This is a genomic window from Nocardia sp. NPDC049220 (assembly GCF_040647855.1).
Taxonomy (GTDB): Bacteria; Actinomycetota; Actinomycetes; order Mycobacteriales; family Mycobacteriaceae; genus Nocardia.
Map to the genome: position 1 here is coordinate 261,230 of NZ_JBEZDA010000006.1, position 17,904 is coordinate 279,133.

A 17,904-nucleotide genomic window follows, 5' to 3' on the forward strand; every position below is an offset into this window, starting at 1 on the left:
CGGCAACGGCGTCAATGCTTGCGGCGCCGGTCGCCGGCGGTCGAACGACGGGAAGCCCGTCTGGGTGTGCTGCTGCTGCCGCCGCGGCCGGCGGCGTTGAGCTCCTTTTCGGCATCCACGATGTTGGCCACTACGGCGGGGCTGATCTCGAGGATGTGCGCTACAGCTTCCGGTGAGCGGGTGGCATGCCGGGCGGCAAGCACAGCAGCGACTCGGCTCACTGGAAGCGGGGTCGCGTCCGTTGCGACGATGTCAGCGGCAAGGGCACGCCAGTCCTGATCGTCGGCCGTGACGTCAGTGGCATGCTTTCGCAACGTATCCAACTGCTCGCGGGCCCGATCGCCTCCCCGCAGTCTCGCGGCGGTCTCTGCCGCCTTCAGCGCGTCACGCACGCACCCCTCGACAAGTCCGATGGCGTCCCCGTCGGCGACTGAACCTGTCTGGTCCAGGATGCTGTATGCCGCCTTGAGTTCGCGGCAGGCGGCGAGGATCCGCTGGTCCAGCTTCTCGAGCAGCTCATCATGTGTTCCGTTGTTGTGACCGGTCATCGGATTTCCTCCTGCGGCTGATAACTCCTCGCGGGCGAGCACATGCTCTATCGGCTGGTGTGAAGGTGAGACGAAACTGCCTCCTCACGCTAGTCCCCCAGCGAATACAGCAGCGGCAGCCTCGTGAAGTTGTGGACTGCTGTCCTCGATACACGGCTGATCGGCAGCGGATGGTGCCTGAACTTGGTCAGCGTGGCCCCACGGCACTTGAGGTGGTTGGTTACCGGGCGCTACGCGCCATCGAATCGGGTCGACTACAACAGCTCGACCAGCGGTGGAGATGAGAAGTCCCAGTCCGATTCGACGCGTCCCCGTTCACGGAATGGATTTTGTGGAAAAGACACTGCGCACACCGAACGGTGAAGTATCTATGAAATGATATTCCGGTGGTGAGTATGGATAAATACTTCGACGGTGAGCTTAAGTCGAGCCTGCATATTTGGCCATTGGGTGAGGCTCTCTACCATCTTCGCTGTCGGTTAATTCGCCAGGCTGTGGACCTGTCACGCAGGCGTAGCCAGCAGGCGATGTGGGCTCGATCGAGTAGCCCGGCATCATCGCACGCGCCCGATCTCGAGGGGCGGGCATGTGTGGCTGCGTTCTGATCGGGGCCGGTGCGGCTGGTCTCCTGTCTCCTGACGGGGTGCTCGCAGGCAGAAGTGATCTCCAGCTCGGGCTGGAGGCTCGTTCATGCCCTGCCCGACGGCCGCCTGACACAACCCGTGGAATGCCTGGCACCGCTGCCGCTCCTATGTAACACAAGTCGTGAAATTTCCGCGGGATAAAGTCGGCGAATTTGACACAGCGGTTTTATTCGCACTTACTGTGCGAGTGGAAGCAATTGACACTGCGTGAATTCCTACGAATACTCCTAAGTCTAAGGTGGTAATACCTTCCAGGATCGTGTTACCTACAGGCGAAGTGCGCAGGGAAATGGGGGTGAGAACGTGCATGCATCCATAACAGGATCGGCTGCGTTGATGCAGGAGCACGCCGATGACCGTGCTGAAGGTCGCTGAATAAGGCACTCAGTGCGAGGACCCCCGCAAGTGCACCCGCGGTCTCACATTTGTTTCCACTGCACTTACCAAGCGTCACAGCGATCTCAACCGCTGTGCACTGCGCACACCCGTCCACCGACTGAGGTCGGAAACCCCCAACACCTCCCGTCGACGATCTGCCACTCTGGCCTGTCGAAGAATGTCGGAGTTCCATCTCGTCGACAGACCGGCCAACTCTGCCGACCGCGTGCACTGTTCGCAAGGAGCAGCTCATGAGAACCCACACGACAACCACAATCAGTGCTGCTACCGCCGCCGCGACGAAGAACCGCGAAGCGGCGATCGTCGAAAGACCGCGCCTGCGGCAATGTGACCAGCCCGCGGCCCGAAGGGGGGCCTCAAGCTGCTCGAGTGATCTGATCGATCTTTCTGAGGTATCTCGCAAGCCCGCTGCTGGCAGGACGCTACGGAGGCGGCGTATCGCCAAGGGGCACACACTCACCCAAGTGGCCGCACAACTACATGTCACGACTCAGGCTTTGTACAACTACGAAACAGGCGCCCGCACTCCGACCTCCCAGATGCTGCAACGGTGGTGCACAGTCCTAGATCTACCTGCATGGCAACTGCCCAAGCTAGTGTCGATAGTCGCTGACGGTCTCTACCGTCTCGACATCGGTTCTTGGCCGGCGACAGTGACTGAAGTCGACCGCGCGCGCATCGACTCGTTGAATGTACCGGCCTGGTATATAGCCACGCCCACCTTCGACATCCTCTACGCCAACCAGGCTGCCTCAGCCCTATTCCCGTGGGCGGTACCCGCATCATCTAGCGCGCGACGCCCGACGAACATGATCGAACAGTTCATGGTCGACCCGCGTGCCGTGGATACAGTCACCAACTGGGAAGATGTCGTCCACCGCATGGTGGCAGTCTTCCGGGTTTATGCCCCGGGTGTCATAGCCACAGACCGGATCCTCGAGATCGTCGAGACATGCAGCGCCAATCTGAAATTCAGCCATCTGTGGCACACGGAGTTGGATCAGGACGCCGGCAGCCATGACCACATCATCGTCCGAGACCAGCGGACTGGACAGCACTCCGACTGGACGATGGACGCCTACCACTCAGCGCGCAATAGTCGACCGCACGAGCTGATCATCCTGACCCCCGGCCTGGCACCAGCACCGACGATGTAAGCCAATCGGTGCTGGCCTCAGGCGGGGGATAGATCAGGCGGCGATCGCGTACTCCTCTGCCAGCGCCGCGACCTCGTCGTCGGGAATCCAACCCGCGCGGCAGCGCTGCAGTCGCGACGATCCTTCCTCCTCAACGTAGGCGATGCCGGCACCTGCCGGGCCTTCGGGAATGCGGAGGTTGTCTGCGCCGCGATCCTTGGCGCCTGGCCCGTACATCATGAGGAGTTGGCTGTTCTCAACCATGCGCAGGCCGATGCGGATCTGGATGACGTTGCGCAGCGAACTCAGGATGCTCTTGTCCATGTCCTGCGTGCAGGCGATCACGCTGAAGCCGAGGCTGCGGCCGCGGCGCATGATGTCGAAAAGGATCTCGAACGCTTCGCTGGAGGCTTTGGAGTTTGTTTGACGGAGCAGATTGATGAGTTCGTCGATAACCAGAACATGAACTGGCTCATCGTCGGAGGGCACGTACTTGCGCCGCCCATCCTCGGCCATCTTCTCGCCACGGGCCTCCATCGCCTTCTTGAAGTCCTTGAGGAGCTTCATCGCCAAGTCTTCCGTGGTGGCGAGGCGATAAAGCATCGGCTCGGCCGGCTTGAGTTCCAAGCCGAACTTGAGGTCGATGCCCCATAGGACTACCCGCCCCGCACGCACCTGCGGGCCGAGCGAGCACAACAAGGCCCACAGCACACCGGATTTACCTGCACCCGGCACACCAGCGATGATCAAGTTGCGGTACAGCAATGGCACACACCACTCGCTCCCCTCTTCGGTGAGGCCCGCCGGAATCCGCTCCAAGTCGACCAGACCGGTGGACTTGCGGGCCATGACCAGCTTGGCGAGCGGGTCCATTGTCCGCAGGTCCAGCTCGATGAATCCCCTACCCGCCTTGACGATGGTGACGTCGGCTCGAAGCCCATGGGCAATGCCGTCAAGACGGTTGGCGAAGGCCTCCGTGCTCGCCCCTGCTGGTACAGAAAGTCGGACCCGTGCTCCAACTAGTGTCGATATCACGCCGCCATCTGTGGCACCCACTGTCACTCGGGGGTAGTCCGGCTCACCACCTGGGGTGTCAGCCCACGTGGTGAGGTGATATTCGTCCCAGAACCCCGGCGCGCGCTTCGGATCAGCCAGCATCCGCACGGCGTAGTGCACAGAAGGATCAAAAAACGCCAGGTAACGCTCCCACCGGTTCTCTTCGGCAGCTTTCCCGGCGTCCTGCTTGACCTGCTTGACTTGCTTCTGCTCCTTCTCCTTCGTCACATACCGCACAGCTGCTACACCGCCCAGACCAACCACGGCTATCGCGCCGGGGTTCCCCGCGCTCTGATGCGCCCACAAGACGCCGAATCCGCACGCTCCCACACCCAGCATCCCGATTCCGGCAGAGATCTTTTCCTTTGTCAGATGCACCTCGGCCACCCCCCACGAGGGTTGGCAACTTCTCGGGCAGGCCACGATGTATCGCGGGGGGTCGTGTGCTGGCGAAGCCCCTCGGCCGTCCGGTCATCCGCGCAGCTTCGCGGGCACGCGATCAATCGGACTCCGACTTCTTGGCGGCCTCCAAGGCGGCTTTTAAGGCGGCTTCCAAGGCGTCGGCCTGCTCTGTAGTGGTCTGCCCATCGCGCCTGAGGCACTCGGCTCGCAAGCCCTCTTCGAATGCCTTCCCGAAACTGCTGAGCGCTTCTTCTCGCCGCGGACCAGGCGTCGCCAGCTCGTCTAACCTGTCGAAGAGTTCGGTAAGGATATCGAACGGCAGTAGGCCAGCGATGAGCATGTCCGTCAGTTTCCGGTAGACGTGTGTCAGGACGCGAGATTGCGGAATCCGCTTCCGGTACCGAGTCGGGCGACTGATCCGGGCTAGTGTTTCTTCCAATGCATCTCTGACGGACTGAGTCGTCCGGAAGTTCACTTGTGCTGTCGGTTTTTCGTTCTGTTCTTCCTCCACAACTTTTATCCTCGCACTCTCGCACGCAAGCATGCATCCTTGGTAGCTGTCGGATTTTGTGTCGTACGGCCACGGCGGCGCCTCCCTTAATCGATCTGCTAGCATTGAAGCATGATAGCAAATGATCAAGAGGGGGTTCCGATATCGGAAACGGGCCATATCCCGACGAGGTGGATGACCATCGTTGGCCGAACGGCATCAGCGGCCCCGTGAACCACGATCGCGTTCAACTCGCACACCTGTCACGAGACGGGCAGCGAAGGCGCGGAAGTCGCTACAACCGGTGTCAAACGCATCGCCTTGCAGACCTCAGCCATGTCGAATCGGCAGGTCCAAGGAACTTCGCAAGAACTCCGACAGGGTGTCGATCAGTACATGATCGACAACGAGAAGGGAGACATCGGCCTCGCCAGGGGTCATGCGCCGGGCTTCGTAGCCGCTGTATATGCCACGCTGGCAGCTCCCTGGGGCCTCCTCCCCCCGCCGACCGACAAACCTTCAGCCTGGTGACATCATGGCCACTGACGATCATTCGAGTCGAATACGCTCAGTGCAACGTAGACGACATCGAGTCGTCGCCATCGGCGGGAGCCTCACGCGTGTGGCCGATCGACGTACACGACTCAGACCCTAATGCGCTGGTTGCGCTCACCAACCGTGCCTCCGCCTACATCCTGAGCCTGGGTTTAAGCCCGAGAATTTTAGGGACTGTCACTGCTGCGCGACGCTGCACAGCGACCCCCCTCAGCAGTGGCGGCCATCCCGGACCAAGTAGTGGACAGCAACGTCAAATCGATCCGGAAGTTCGGATCATCGGCGAGCAACTCCTGTGCGCGGACGCCAAACATCGCGATTCGATCGACTGCTACACCAATGCCATCAGTATGACGGATATACCCCGCTACCCAGTTGTCGATGTCGTAGACAAGTTTGTCGCGGCGTTGGCGGAACCGCTTCGATTCGCGGCTGGCCTCGCTGGGGTGCTCCCGATGCAGTGCCGACAGTGCACGCGCCGATCGGATGACTGGATGTACCACGGTGTCTGGGGCGTCGTACCCCCAGAACATCGCAAGCATCTCCTCCCAGATCGGCAAAATCGTTGTCGCCGTCTGTTCGGCCATCTTGATCATCGACTGCTCCTGTCTATCGTCGGCCGGGATGTGCAGCGGCTCAACTACGTTGAGCCCGGGTCAGGCCCAACCTGCCGTTGCACTCTGCGTAGATGGAGTGTGCAGCCGGTAATGGGTCCAGCGGTAGAGTTGCAGTGTTGCCAGTTGTGTTGCCAATTCGGCATCACCCTGCTGACGTGGGAAAAAGGACGTTGACGTATGGCACAGACCGAGGTGGTTGCCGAGCTGCGCCACTGGCTGGATGAGCGGGGAATGTCGCAGCGCGCACTGGCTGCTGCACTGATGTTCAACGCCGGATCGCTGTCGCGGATCATCAACGGACGGAGCCCGTTTACCGAGGATCTGCTCAGACGTATCGATGATGTACTAGACACTGGTGGAGCGCTGCTGCGCGCCGCTAATCGGGCCACATTCGCCGACGAAACTGTTACCGCCGCACGAGATTCGATGCGGTTTGCGTCTTGGGCCGCTACTGACCAGGTGGATGCGCTCGCAGTCGATTCCCTCACCTACGAACTGGCGCGGATCGCGACAGCCTACGTCTCCGAACCGCCCGCGCCGCTGTTCCGCGACCTGGTGATGATGCGTGATCAAACCTGGCGCCTATTGGAGGGTGGCCCCCACCCCAACCAAGCACGAGAGTTGTTCTACCTCGGTGGCGTAACGCTGATCCTCATGGCGCACGCCACGCAGAACTTAGGCAACTCAATGGCCGCGATGCAGCAGGCCCGCGCCGCCGAGGCTCTTGCAGTGCAGGCAGATCACGGCCCCTTGCGTGGGTGGGTAGCCGGCACACAAGCATTGATCGCCGAGTGGTCCGGTCAGGCCGGGCGCGCGGTCGACTTCGCTGCCGCAGGCATGCCGCACGCGCCTGCGGGTGATCATCGGGTACGTCTAGCTGCCTTGCATGCGCGATGCGCAGCCCGCGCTGGGCAATCTGCCACCGCCCGCTCGGCGCTCACATTGGCACTGGAAGCCAGCGAGAACGCCGCACCCAGTAGTGATTTGGCGGCCTTCGGTGGAATCCTCGAATTTCCTGCCACCAAGGCCACCTACTACGCGGGATCCACCCTGGTTCTGCTCGGTGATTTCGCCGAGGCCGAGCGCATGTCTACTGCGGCGATCACCGCCTACGAGTCCGGCCCGCCGCAAGTGCGCAGTTATGGAGATGAAGCACTCGCTCGCGTGGATGTAGCGCTGGCGCGGTTGGGGCGTACCGGCGACATCGACGGCGCCGCCGAGGCGTTGGCGCCAGTGCTGGCGCTTCCGGTCCCGCAACGCATCCGCCAGATCGGTGACGGCCTGGCACGGGTACAGCACACCCTGACTGGCCCGAAGCTGGCCGCTGCTCGGCCTGCAGCCGAACTCACTCAGCAGATCCGCGCATTCGCCTCGACGACCCTCGACCACAGCCGGAAAGGCGCCTGATGTCCACACGCACTGCCAACGCAGCCGCCGTACCTGCTGAGTTGATCGCCGCATGCCAGAGCCTCGGCCTGAATACCTCTGGGGCGACCTCGCTACGCCAGCACGCCACAGGGGTCTATCTACTGCCCGCGGCCGAGGCGGTGGCACGTGTCGGTCGCGCCGAGACCGCCGACCAGACCGCGACATCTCTCGCGGTCGTGCAGTGGCTTGCCGAACAGGGGTTCCCAGTGCCAGAACCGCTGACGTGCGAGCCGGTGCCCGTGGCTAGGGGCTCGGTGGTCACAGTGTGGCGTTACTACCCACAGAACGCCCCAGGTCAGGTCACGGTCAGCGATCTCGGTGCCCTATTGCGTCAGCTGCACCAGCTTGATAACTCACCGGTTCCGCTGCCCGCCTATCAGCCGTTGGCCGAACTGCGCAGCTTGCTCGGCAGTGAGGCAGCCGCTGGCCTTCTGACCGCGGATCGAGAATGGTTGACCCGTCGCGCCGGCGAAGTGGTAGAGGCATACCACCAGCTCGACAGCGCGCTCGGTGTCGGCCTCGTCCATGGGGACGCCTACCCCGGCAATCTCATGATCGGTGCCGGTGGCGTTGTCATGCTCGGCGATTGGGATGAAATTGCCAGAGCGCCGCGAGAATTGGATCTGGTGAATACTTATCAGGGCCGCCGATTTGGGCGTACGCCCGCACAGCTGGACGCCTTCAGCTGTGCCTATGGATGGGACGTACGCAACTGGTCGGGATTCTCGGTGCTGCGTGAAATGCGAGATCTGCACACCCTCGCTAGCTTTATTCGCCGCGCCGCCACCGGCCACCACAGCGCCGCGGCCGCCGAGTTTTCGCACCGAATAGCCACACTGCGAACCGGCGACACCACGGCGCGCTGGCACGCCGCGTAGCTATCAGCACATCGGTCGTGCACCGGCCGGAGTTCCTTGCCGCCTCATTCCATGAAATGGAGCCGTGCCAGTCGGTCAGCAAATGGCCGGATGGAGTAGCACTGTGCTGGTGCACGTGAAAAGGCACAGGTGCTTCCCTGGGCGGCGGCCTGAGCACTTCTTCGATGTTTTGACTGGGTGACGTTGATATGGGTGCGTGTCTGCGCATCCCCCGATATGGCGGACTTCGGCGGCGGTGTATTGCCGCCAGCCCCGACGATGCTCTCATCCCTTCTGATGCTGCACTATGCCCGAATTGGCAGCGAGGCCAGCGACGTCGTGGGCTCGGGGGCGCGCGGAAGGTAGTGGTGTTACGGTGCCGGCCACAACCTGGTTCCGGACACAACGCTTGCTGGCTTCGAGCGTCTCTGACGCGAACGCGTCGGTGACGAGGTGCCGCGGCGGAAACGCCAATGAAGTCTGGAGAGCCCCGCAGGGCGCTTCGCAGCCATTCCATCCGACCATCCGAGCGTGACCGCGCGCGCCGTGTCGAGTGAACTCGCCTTCGTCTGCTTCAACGATGCGTGTATCCCATTCATCAAACGTGATGTTGAGATAGGGCCGCATGGGCGCCCGGTGTGCGTGAAGCCTCCGCTGCGAAAGGTGGCCCCCAGTATCACTCGCACGCTGTCATGCGAGTATGCTAGCATTATCGCATCAGGCTGCTGGTTCCCAGAACAGTCGACAGCACACCTCTCCCGGGTAGTTGACGTCACTTTTCTCTGAGCCTCACCTCCTGGTTTCTGCCTCCATATCGAGATTGGAGCAATCGTGGACACCGCTGACACGTCGAGGGCATGAGGGGTGATAGCCATGCAACTCACGCCAGATGCCGACACACCGCGCCCACTGCGCGGCACAGACCAAGCAATCCTGCGACGCGATCACTACGAGCAATTGTGCGGGCTCGACTGCTTCGTGCGTTCAAGCTCTGGCGAAATCGTCCTTCGCGTGGGTTCAGCTGGGGCAGTGATGATGCGACCAGAACTGGGGCGTCGTGTTCGAGACCGAATGGCTCAGCCCGGCCCGACTGTGACCGCACTCGACGCCTGGACGATGCTCACCCGCCCAGTCGGCAACCACCTGGACGTCGCAACCTTCACCATGCTGGTCGCCCTCGGGGCACGGTTCATTGATGCCGGATGCGAGGTTGGTCTGCCCGCGCCAGGTGATGCAAGGTGTCGATGGCTGGACCGGATCCCAACAGACACGTCGCGACCCTCCACTGACGAGGTGCTCGATGCCCTTCGCTCCTGCTGGCGCGAGCGGTGAGCGGCGATGCCCAAGGACGTGACCGAGCAGACAAGGCCGGATCTCGATACCCATCTGCGACTCGAAGTTCCAGCTCTCGGGATCGTGATGAACTACGCCGTTCACCGCACCGCCGCTCGCAACTTCATGGCGAAACTGGGCGCAAGCCATTCCGCAATCCTCGCCGTCGTCATCGATGACGGCGTACTTCCAGCCACCCGAATGCCCTGCGAGGAGTTATGGCGATAGTAACTGTGCGTGAAACTGCTGAGCAGCGGTGCGCGCGATACCGCAACGAAAACAGCTTCACTGCTGCGTATGTCAGCCCCAGTGGGCGGATCATCCTGCCGACTTCTTCGGTCGCTGCAGTGCAGATGTCGTCAGCTCTCGGCGCCCAAGTACAAGAAGCGATAGCAGCAGTGATGAAGATGAATGATCAACATTTCAATGCGCCCATCGTTGGATGCGGCCGGACTGGTCGCTGGACATTCATCACCAAACCAGCACGATCCACTATCGACCACCGTGCTGGAAAAGCGAACGATTCCGAGCGGCGGGCTCTGCTCACACTGTCCGCCCAACTTTTCCGGCACGCGATCACACCCACCGTGACCGGAGCCCTCATCATGCTGCCTAGTCCCGAGGACAACAGGCGCATTTGGATTACCGAACCCGACTCGGACCGGCGGCCCGAGTTCCACGCGGTCGTGGAGATGGCCGTCAACATCGCCACCGCCTGTACTCGAAGCGCGGTGGGCAAATGACCAGCCCGGCGACGCTCATGCTCGGCGACACCGGTGTCGGATGCCACGACTCCCTGCGGCCTGGCACTGGGGGCGCTCAAGCCGAAAGATTCACGATGTCTCTGTCGGAGAGTCCGCTGATCGTCAGCCTCGAAATGGACAGTGACCCTGGGAACGCGCTCGCTCTGGCGTGTGTGGCGTTCAGCGACCCGCACCTCACTGCGGTGGTGTCCGCGGCAGAGGTTCCTGGTAACCGCCGGGCCGCGTTCGCGCGACATCTGCTCGACCTACTCGGCCGCGATGACGTCCAAGTCATCGCCGGCAAGGTGCAGGAGCAGAGCACACTCTCGACTACTGATGGCCTGTATCCCCTTCTCCCTTACAGCGACGATAATGCCACCAGCCTCTACCAGGTGGTCACCGAGATGTGCAGTGCTGGTGACGCATCGAAGCCGCTGCGCTGGCTGGGGCTGGGGCCCCTCACCGACCTTGCCGCTCTGCTCGCAGCAGACGCCGGCGCAGGCCACCGCCTAGACCTGACACAACGAATGCACATCTGGCAGTCGGGCGGCGCGCTAGCCCACCCTCAACGGCCTGAACGCAACTTCCAGGCTGACCCGCACGCGGTGCAGAACGTTCTGTCACAGGCATCGAACATCTCGCTGATCACGTCCGAGCACAGCATGACCGCAGTTACCGAACTCGACACCCACAGCCCGATCTATCATCAGCTGGCCGCCGCGTCATACAAACAGTGGGCAAAACTGATGACCACACATATCGATCGGTGGTGCGGCCGCGGGGACGGCACGGTGGCCTACTTGCACGGTGCACTGACCTTTGCTGCTATGCGTGGCCAGTTCGCGACCTGGAAGGAACGACAGTTCGACCTCGCTGGCAACGGATGCATTACCTCGGGGACGCAACATGCCGCGCAGTTCTCAGCGCAGGTCGACTACCCAGGATTCCTGAGATGGCTCGAGGCGACGCTATACGCCAGCAAGCCAGCGCGGCGACCGGACTGGGACCGGTTGCTTGACACGCTCGCCGCGGCGGCCACTCTCGGACTGTGTACATAGCCCGGCCAGGCTAGGCGCGAGTCAGCAGGACATTGGGTACAGCCATACCGTGATTATGGGTGTGGCTACGGTGGTGAATCCCGACTTCGGAAATCGCTGAAATCTGACGTTGGTCAGCGGGCCTGAGACCCGTCGGCGGCGGCGAAATCTGCCGTCGCCGATGGGTGTGTCTCGCTGGGGGCTGTTATCTACGCTGGCAACCGTGACTGTAGACGGGACCCCAAAGCAACGGTTCCTGGTATGTCATGACTACGGGATGGGTGGTTGCTGGTGGTGGGTCCACGCACGTTCAGCCCGCGAGATCACTGAGACTTTCGCCGAAATCTGGGTCATTGACGATCTGGAGCGGTTGGCGGATGCCCTGGAATGGGACTTGGACGAGGTTGATGTCGACGATCTCGCCGACTCGGGATTGCAAGATCTTCGCGCGCGGCGAAATGCCCAGCGGAGCCGGACGGGTTTCGGGGTGCTGTCGGACCGCGAACTGCTGTATATCCGTCAGCGCTGGGACGGCGATGGCGTCTTGGCCGCTGACTACCTGATCGAGATCACCAACAGCTACCGCACCCGCCAGGTCGAAGTACGCGACACCGGCGAGATGATCCGGACCGGCCTTGACGACTTCCCTCTCAATCCGCCGATCGACTTATGGGATCCAGATCTGGCCGACCAGGAGATCACGCCAGAGGAGTTCGAGAAAGCATGGGACAGTGCTGTTCCTGCATCGGAGGACTGGCACCGCTGAGGACCCCCTGCCGGCGCCGAGTACCCACCGTGTGGGAAAGATTCAGAATGGCCGAACGATCAAGTGAGCCAGATCTGTTGTGCGGCAAAGTTCACTTACCCGCATAGCTTCGAGGTCGTAACAGCGTAGACTGCTTTCCCGCTGGCTCGCCAAAGTCGGACCCCCTCGGCACTGCTTCGCCCAGAGGCATGCTGATGAAGATGTCGCACCAGATGTGTTGCGGGACTTGATGGATCACGATTCTATGCAGGTCACGATCAACTACTACCGCGTCACCGAGAAGCGCGTGGGGGCCGCGGTCGACCGGGTCAGTGCCCACCAGTTCGACGGGCAGGGCCGGCGGGTTTTCCGCCGCATCCAGGGCCTGCTGGCCGATGCCCACGCGCGCATGCGCATCGGCCAGGTCGCCGTCCCGTTCGGCATCTGCACCGAACCGTCCAACGTCAAGGCCAGCGGCCATGTATGCCCCTACAAGTTCACCTGCCTGGGCTGAGGCCACTTCCGCAGCGACCCGTCCTACCTGCCGGAGCTGAAGTCCTACCTGCAGCAGCTGCTCGCCGACCGGGCCCGCCTCCAAGCCGCCACCGATCTGCAGGACTGGGCCTAAGCTCAGCTCACACCCCGCGACGAGGAAATCGACCAGTTGCGGGCTCTGATCCGCCGCATCGAAGCCGACATCACCGTCCTGTCCAACGAGGACCAGGCCCGAATCCAGGAGGCCGTCAACGTGATCCGCTCCGCCCGCGAAACCGTGAACCTCGGTCGCAGTTGTGGATGCAGCCGGTCGCGGGATTCCATGACCATGCGTCCCAGGAAATTCCTCCCCCTTTTGACTCGTTGAAGGTAGCTGACGACTTGGGTTTGGGGTAGGCGACCTCGCGGCCGTCGTGTGTCCTCAGCGTCAGCATTACCGGTTCACCGTTTGTCAATTGGCTTTGCCAATCTGGAATTTCGGTTCGGCGGTCTGCTGCTCCATCAGTAGCCGTACCTGGTGAGGGTTCTCGTTACGCCAGCGCGCCCAACTTGAGTCGGTCAACTTCCTGCTGATCCACCGATTGACATCTGGAGAAGGTGTGAACGGCTCACTACCGTCGGTACAGCGTTCGCATAGTTGGACTTCAGAGATCCACAGGTGGTGGGTGCAGAAGAAGAGGCCACAGCCTTTTTCGCCGCCATACGGCTCTTCGCCGCACACGTAGGCCAGACCTCGGTTGATCTCGGTGGTGCAGCCGGGGTGATCGCAACCCCCGGGTACTCCATAGCCGATGTCACGCTTCCAGTTCTCGTCGTATCCGACGGACCATCCCATTGGTAGTTCTCTTTTCGTGTTGCGGGTTGATTGGTGTTCAGAAGCTTGCGAATTTCGCGAACGCCCAGGTCATTGCAGCGATCACAGTCGCGACGTTTGTCGCTGTGTCGATTGCGACCTGAGACAGTGAGGAGATAGTCGGAGGCATGACACCAACACGGACATGCGACTATGCTAGCACGCTAGCGTATCTGTCGGCGTCTGAGTAGGCGAGGGGTGGCATCCGGCACTCATGATCGGAGCTGAAGCCGCCGCAGTGTCGGTGTGCACTTGCGGGCTGGCGGCCGGTTCAGCGTCCGTCGAACGCGCGGTGATCGCAATGGCGCGTTTGGGCGGGTGTGTAGATGACGGTGCCGCACGCGCAGCGATGCGTCAGATGCCGGCCGGTAGGGACGGCGGGGCACGCCTCCGTGCCCACGATGACCCGCCCCCGTCCGAGTCGATGCCCCGATGGGCAGGCGACCGGCGCGGGTTGTTCCCAGTGTCCGGGGCTGGTCTCGTACAGCCGCGTTGGATTGACCCCGGTTCGGCCGGTGCTGAGCCCGTAGACGGGTGTCAAGCCGTTCTGGTGTACGCCATTCGAACTCATGTTCGATAACGATACGCTTGATGCAATGCAATTGGCGACATAACCAAGTTCGGCTAGCGACCAATGTCCCCACGCTGCGCTCGAAGGAGTCGTGACGGCGCGCAAGTGAGGGCTCGCTATTGGCTTTCCCGCCGCAGCCCGGACCCAAGCCGCTTGTCGGCTAAGGCGCCTGCTGTTTTGCACTGTGTCGGCGTTTGTTGCTTCGCAGAATCTTTGAAACTGCTGCGGAGTGCAACCGACTCTGTCGAGCCACCTGCACCGTGGCCTGACAGAGTCGGTTGCGTGAAATGTCACATCGGCGCCATTGCCGCACACAACACCTGACCTGAAGGGGTGTCACGGATGTGCTTCCGTCGGCCTCGACTAATGCGACAGCTCGTCGAGTAGCCGGCGAGCTTGCTCCAGTTCGGCCTGCAGCTGTTCAACCTTTGTGCGCTGCGCCGCGCGCGCCGACTCCATCGCGGTGCCAACAACCTCGGCGACTTGCGGGGGCAGCAGCTTGGCGACCTGTGCGACCGCCGCGCCGGACATCGGCAGGGCACGTACAGTGCTCTTCTTGTCAGTGCGCACATCGACAGTCCATTCACCGTCGGCAGAGCCCGCGAGGCTGACAGTCACTTCGGGTGTCTTCGCTTTGCGGACTGGGGTGGCGTTCTTCTCGCGGGCTTGGCGTGCGGGCTTGGCGGGGGCTGGAGTGACGGGAGGAGGCGCAGGAGTCGCTGTCTCAGTGGACGGGGCAGGCTTGACCGCAACGGGTTTGACCGCAACGGGTTTGGCTGGACGGGTTGGAGCCGGGCGGTGCGGTGTCGGTGGGATTTCGATTGCCAGCGGAACAGCTGTGGTGTCGTTCCCGGTTGCCTTTGTCTGTTTCGGCGTTGTCGGCCTCGTGGCGGCCGTAGTAGTGGTGCGCCGATTTGGCTTGGTGAGCGTCACTTCAGTGGGTGAGAACGGCAGCACGTCGTTGGATCCGGTGGGCTTCACCTTCAGGAAGTCATCCTCGGTGGGATCTCCGAGTGCGATCACCTTGCCTGAACGCCCCTCAGGCACGCCGACCGCTGTCGCGGTGAACCACACCATAGGCGGTCGACCGCTGTCGATGTCGGTCCTTATCTGACGAATCTCGTTGTCGGACAGTGGTTGTGGCTTGGTTCGAGTGGGCGACATGGTGCTCTCCAGGCGGGTTGGGTGGGTGCTGCTGGTGGATCAGGTGCGACGGTGGACGAGCGGAACTCTGCTTTATGCCTTTACGGTGCCGTTGTGGCGCTGGGCGACGAGGTTGGAAGGGACGGATTCGTCTTTGCTGGTTGTCAATGAAAGAGAACATGCATCGAAGCATGTTCTCTTTCATTTGGTTTGAGTAGCGGTGCTCAATTGGGCTGATGGTTGTAGTGGGGTCTTCAGTTAATTCGATGAACGCTATCATGATAGCATCTCTCGATTTTTGTGAGTCGTGAGCTGAAATATGCCCGACCTGGCCAGCCGCTAGGCTGCCGGTGGCGGCAGCGACGGCAGCGACGGCGCTGCTTGAGTCCGCCGTCGTGACCGTGGTCAACCCACCACTGACACTTCGTCTGAGCAGATGGATGCGACCGACGAACACGTGAGTGCGTGAGGCTGATATGCCAGGTGCGAGAGTCACCGTGCGGTGCTGGAAACAGAGTCGTAGTCGTTTCGACCAGGACGCAGCCAACCTGTTCTTCCAGCTCGTCGCTTCCCGCTACGAGCAAGGCTCGATCATGGTCACCTCGAACCTGCCGTTCGGCAAAGCGCACATGTTCGCGCGAATCTGTGCGTAGTGGCGCCGAAGTTTCACGGGTTCGGCAGCCGGGTCGGGTCGACGGCGTCGGCCAGATAGGTCATGGCGGACCGCGATGATCGACCGCCTGGTCCACCAAGCCGAGATCCTCACCCTCACCGGTGACTCCTACCGCGCCAGGCAACGGCGGGAACTCCTTGCCAAAGACCGAGCAACCAACAACTAACCAACCCCAGGCTGCTCAGAATTGGGGCAGCAGGTTCCGCTCACGATTGGGTCGGCATTGACAACTTGGTCAGCGGCCGCACGGTCGATGCCGTGCAGCCTGTGCTCGATCGCCCTGCCGTCGACTACGCCCCCGGCACTTACATCACCGGTATCTCAGCCGAGGAGATGTTCGCTGACGTTGCCAGAACCATTTCAACCGAGTGTCCTCGGGACGAAGCCGTAGTCGCTGGTTGCAGTTCGAGATCGTTCTCATCGCTGCTGACGTTCTCGGTCTTCTTTCGCGAAACGGCGCATCTGCATCTCGCACCCGCTAGCCATTGCAAGGCCTCTCCGGCTTCTATGTGTTCTGCTATTCCGGTTGCCCGACTCACTAATAGCCCGCCACGGGCATTCGCCGCACCATCCGGCTGTACCAGGTACGGGGGTCAGCCGTCTGCCCGCTGTGCTGCTGCGATCAACTGCTCGATCTCGGCCACGATGGGTGCGAGACGGCGGGCGATGTCGTCCCACTCGGCGCGCAACTGCATGCCTTTTCCGTTGGCGTTCATATATGTATGTAAAAGTCCCAGATCTACGGTGTGGTCGTCGGCGGCTATCGCCGATAGCAGGCCCAGCAGGGCGCGGCAGTCTGCCGCGGCGCGGTGAGCGGTGCTCGGGTCGCCACCGAGGCGGGGCCGCCGCCATACCTTCCGGCCGGGTACCGCGCGCCAGGCAGCTGCCCGTCGCATCGCGCATTCGGGGCGTGCGTTGTGGCTGGTCAACCACCGCCACCCCGCGGCCACCGCTTGCCCCTAGTCGGCTTGTACTTCAATGGGATTCGTGGTGTCGCTGCTTGTCGCCTCGCAAGATCTTCGATACGGCTGCGGGGGTGAGCTTCAATGCTTCCGCCGCCTTCGTTCCGGCACGGTGCTCGGTGCCGAACTCCTCGCGAATGTGATGGGCACGCAGCATCGCCAGCAACGACAACTCGCGACGTGCACGCTGCATGTGATCGAGAATCACCTTGTCCACCCTCCCTGGATCAGCAGATCCGCCTGCGAGCTGGCGCTTCGCGACCAATTCCACCGCCAGCAGTTCATCGGTGATGTCCCACTCCTGTGGCGCGGCGAGCCCGCTCATCACATCAGTCAACGCTGCCTCCACCACCTCATCGCACATCAAACGCCTAGAGCCATGCACCACGTCGAAGCACCACACCCACCACCCTCTTGGTCGCTTCCACATCTCGTCCAAGAGCATGCCCGGACGGGCTTCCCAATCTTCATCTGGATCATTGGCCAAATCGTCGGCCACGTCAGAGACAAACGCGTGCCACACCTGCCCCACAGCAGTGTCGAGCGACCACTCCACTGGGTCGTCCCAATGCAGCGAATGGTCGCAGATCGCTTCCAGTCGACGCGCTTCTGGCGCCTGCTCTGCGATATATGCGATCACGTCATTCCTGGTCGCGTCCCGCAGTGCTACCTCTGACAGCACCTCAGGGAACGGGCGACTGTTCACCTCGCCAACGCGCATTACCCAACACTCCTTCCGTTAACCCTAGGGTTGATTTCAACCCTAGGGTACATGTTGTCGGCCTGGTGATCTACCCGACTGCACAAATCATGCCGACGCGTTGACCCTGAGGGTCCAGCGTTGCCCGAGGAATCGATCCGCTCGAATAGCCGTGGCAGACACAACTACCGGCGCACTTCAACGATGCGGCCTGCACATCATCGACGTCTTGAGCGCGATCGGGCACAGGGAGGCAGGTATCTCCGCGTCCGGGTCCGGAACTGGCTGGCCGGCATTGCGAGTGCAACCCACCCCCGTTGAACCATCAACGATGCGCTCCCCGCAGCGCTAATTTGCGGACGGTGAGATCATGTGTGGTGGAACCAATTCCCCGACATCGCGACCGGTCTGCCGGATCCCACCGAGAGGGTGGTCAGGACTTGGTGCCGGGCGATGGCCTGTTCTGGTGGGTCAGGTTTGGGGGGTGAGGTCGATGGTGGTGGTTCCGCTCTCGGAGG

The 17,904-nt window shown here is 61.9% G+C and carries 15 protein-coding genes and 2 pseudogenes; 9 read left to right on the forward strand and 8 right to left on the reverse strand.

What is annotated here, in order from left to right; all coding sequences use genetic code 11:
* Positions 1-11: 11 nt before the first annotated feature.
* A complete protein-coding gene (locus AB0C34_RS18120) occupies positions 12-548 on the reverse strand; it encodes a hypothetical protein (RefSeq protein WP_357073749.1) in 537 nt (178 codons plus the stop codon).
* A gap of 1,273 nt (positions 549-1,821) precedes the next feature.
* On the opposite strand from AB0C34_RS18120, the pseudogene AB0C34_RS18125 reads away from it, so the two are divergent.
* Both AB0C34_RS18125 and AB0C34_RS18130 read left to right on the forward strand, forming a co-directional pair.
* Positions 1,822-2,154 (forward strand): annotated as a pseudogene (locus AB0C34_RS18125) (helix-turn-helix transcriptional regulator); the annotation flags it as partial.
* Positions 2,155-2,244: 90 nt separating this feature from the next.
* Positions 2,245-2,748, forward strand: a complete 504-nt coding sequence (locus AB0C34_RS18130; RefSeq protein WP_357073809.1) for a hypothetical protein — start codon at positions 2,245-2,247, stop codon at positions 2,746-2,748.
* Between the two features lie 33 nt (positions 2,749-2,781).
* On the opposite strand, the gene AB0C34_RS18135 is transcribed toward AB0C34_RS18130, so the two are convergent.
* From AB0C34_RS18135 to AB0C34_RS18145, 3 genes are all read right to left on the reverse strand, one after another.
* The gene (locus AB0C34_RS18135) at positions 2,782-4,170 is read right to left on the reverse strand and encodes an FtsK/SpoIIIE domain-containing protein (RefSeq protein ID WP_357073752.1); all 1,389 of its coding nucleotides are present in this window, start codon (positions 4,168-4,170) and stop codon (positions 2,782-2,784) included.
* A gap of 112 nt (positions 4,171-4,282) precedes the next feature.
* Positions 4,283-4,696 (reverse strand): hypothetical protein, encoded by a 414-nt coding sequence (locus tag AB0C34_RS18140; RefSeq protein ID WP_357073755.1) that lies wholly within the window; start codon positions 4,694-4,696, stop codon positions 4,283-4,285.
* A gap of 701 nt (positions 4,697-5,397) precedes the next feature.
* On the reverse strand, positions 5,398-5,826 hold the full coding sequence (locus tag AB0C34_RS18145; RefSeq protein WP_357073758.1) for a hypothetical protein: 429 nt from the start codon (positions 5,824-5,826) through the stop codon (positions 5,398-5,400).
* A 198-nt stretch (positions 5,827-6,024) separates the two neighbouring features.
* On the opposite strand from AB0C34_RS18145, the gene AB0C34_RS18150 reads away from it, so the two are divergent.
* From AB0C34_RS18150 to AB0C34_RS18175, 6 genes are all read left to right on the forward strand, one after another.
* Complete coding sequence (locus AB0C34_RS18150; RefSeq protein WP_357073760.1) at positions 6,025-7,254, forward strand: helix-turn-helix transcriptional regulator; 1,230 nt, start codon at positions 6,025-6,027, stop codon at positions 7,252-7,254.
* On the forward strand, positions 7,254-8,153 hold the full coding sequence (locus tag AB0C34_RS18155) for a phosphotransferase (RefSeq protein WP_357073763.1): 900 nt from the start codon (positions 7,254-7,256) through the stop codon (positions 8,151-8,153). The genes AB0C34_RS18150 and AB0C34_RS18155 overlap by 1 nt, the downstream gene beginning before the upstream one ends.
* 1,317 nt (positions 8,154-9,470) lie before the next feature.
* Positions 9,471-9,692 (forward strand): hypothetical protein, encoded by a 222-nt coding sequence (locus AB0C34_RS18160; protein WP_357073766.1) that lies wholly within the window; start codon positions 9,471-9,473, stop codon positions 9,690-9,692.
* Positions 9,693-10,302: 610 nt separating this feature from the next.
* Positions 10,303-11,265 carry a nucleoside hydrolase gene (locus tag AB0C34_RS18165; RefSeq protein WP_357073769.1) on the forward strand — a complete coding sequence of 321 codons (963 nt, stop codon included), beginning with the start codon at positions 10,303-10,305 and terminating at the stop codon, positions 11,263-11,265.
* A gap of 202 nt (positions 11,266-11,467) precedes the next feature.
* Entirely contained in the window at positions 11,468-12,010 is a 543-nt protein-coding gene (locus tag AB0C34_RS18170; protein WP_357073772.1) for a hypothetical protein, read from the forward strand.
* Positions 12,011-12,254: 244 nt separating this feature from the next.
* Positions 12,255-12,503: a hypothetical protein gene (locus AB0C34_RS18175; RefSeq protein WP_357073775.1), complete on the forward strand. Its 249-nt coding sequence runs from the start codon at positions 12,255-12,257 to the stop codon at positions 12,501-12,503.
* A gap of 432 nt (positions 12,504-12,935) precedes the next feature.
* Here the strand turns inward: AB0C34_RS18175 and AB0C34_RS18180 are convergent, their stop codons facing one another.
* Positions 12,936-13,319, reverse strand: a complete 384-nt coding sequence (locus AB0C34_RS18180; RefSeq protein ID WP_357073777.1) for a hypothetical protein — start codon at positions 13,317-13,319, stop codon at positions 12,936-12,938.
* Between the two features lie 952 nt (positions 13,320-14,271).
* Positions 14,272-15,072 carry a DUF6319 family protein gene (locus AB0C34_RS18185; protein ID WP_357073780.1) on the reverse strand — a complete coding sequence of 267 codons (801 nt, stop codon included), beginning with the start codon at positions 15,070-15,072 and terminating at the stop codon, positions 14,272-14,274.
* Between the two features lie 506 nt (positions 15,073-15,578).
* On the opposite strand from AB0C34_RS18185, the pseudogene AB0C34_RS18190 reads away from it, so the two are divergent.
* Positions 15,579-15,890 (forward strand): annotated as a pseudogene (locus AB0C34_RS18190) (ATP-binding protein); the annotation flags it as partial.
* Between the two features lie 427 nt (positions 15,891-16,317).
* Here the strand turns inward: AB0C34_RS18190 and AB0C34_RS18195 are convergent.
* Together AB0C34_RS18195 and AB0C34_RS18200 are read right to left on the reverse strand one after the other, a co-directional pair.
* Entirely contained in the window at positions 16,318-16,653 is a 336-nt protein-coding gene (locus tag AB0C34_RS18195; RefSeq protein ID WP_357073783.1) for a hypothetical protein, read from the reverse strand.
* 46 nt (positions 16,654-16,699) lie between these two features.
* Positions 16,700-17,407 (reverse strand): hypothetical protein, encoded by a 708-nt coding sequence (locus AB0C34_RS18200; protein ID WP_357073786.1) that lies wholly within the window; start codon positions 17,405-17,407, stop codon positions 16,700-16,702.
* Positions 17,408-17,904 lie beyond the last annotated feature (497 nt).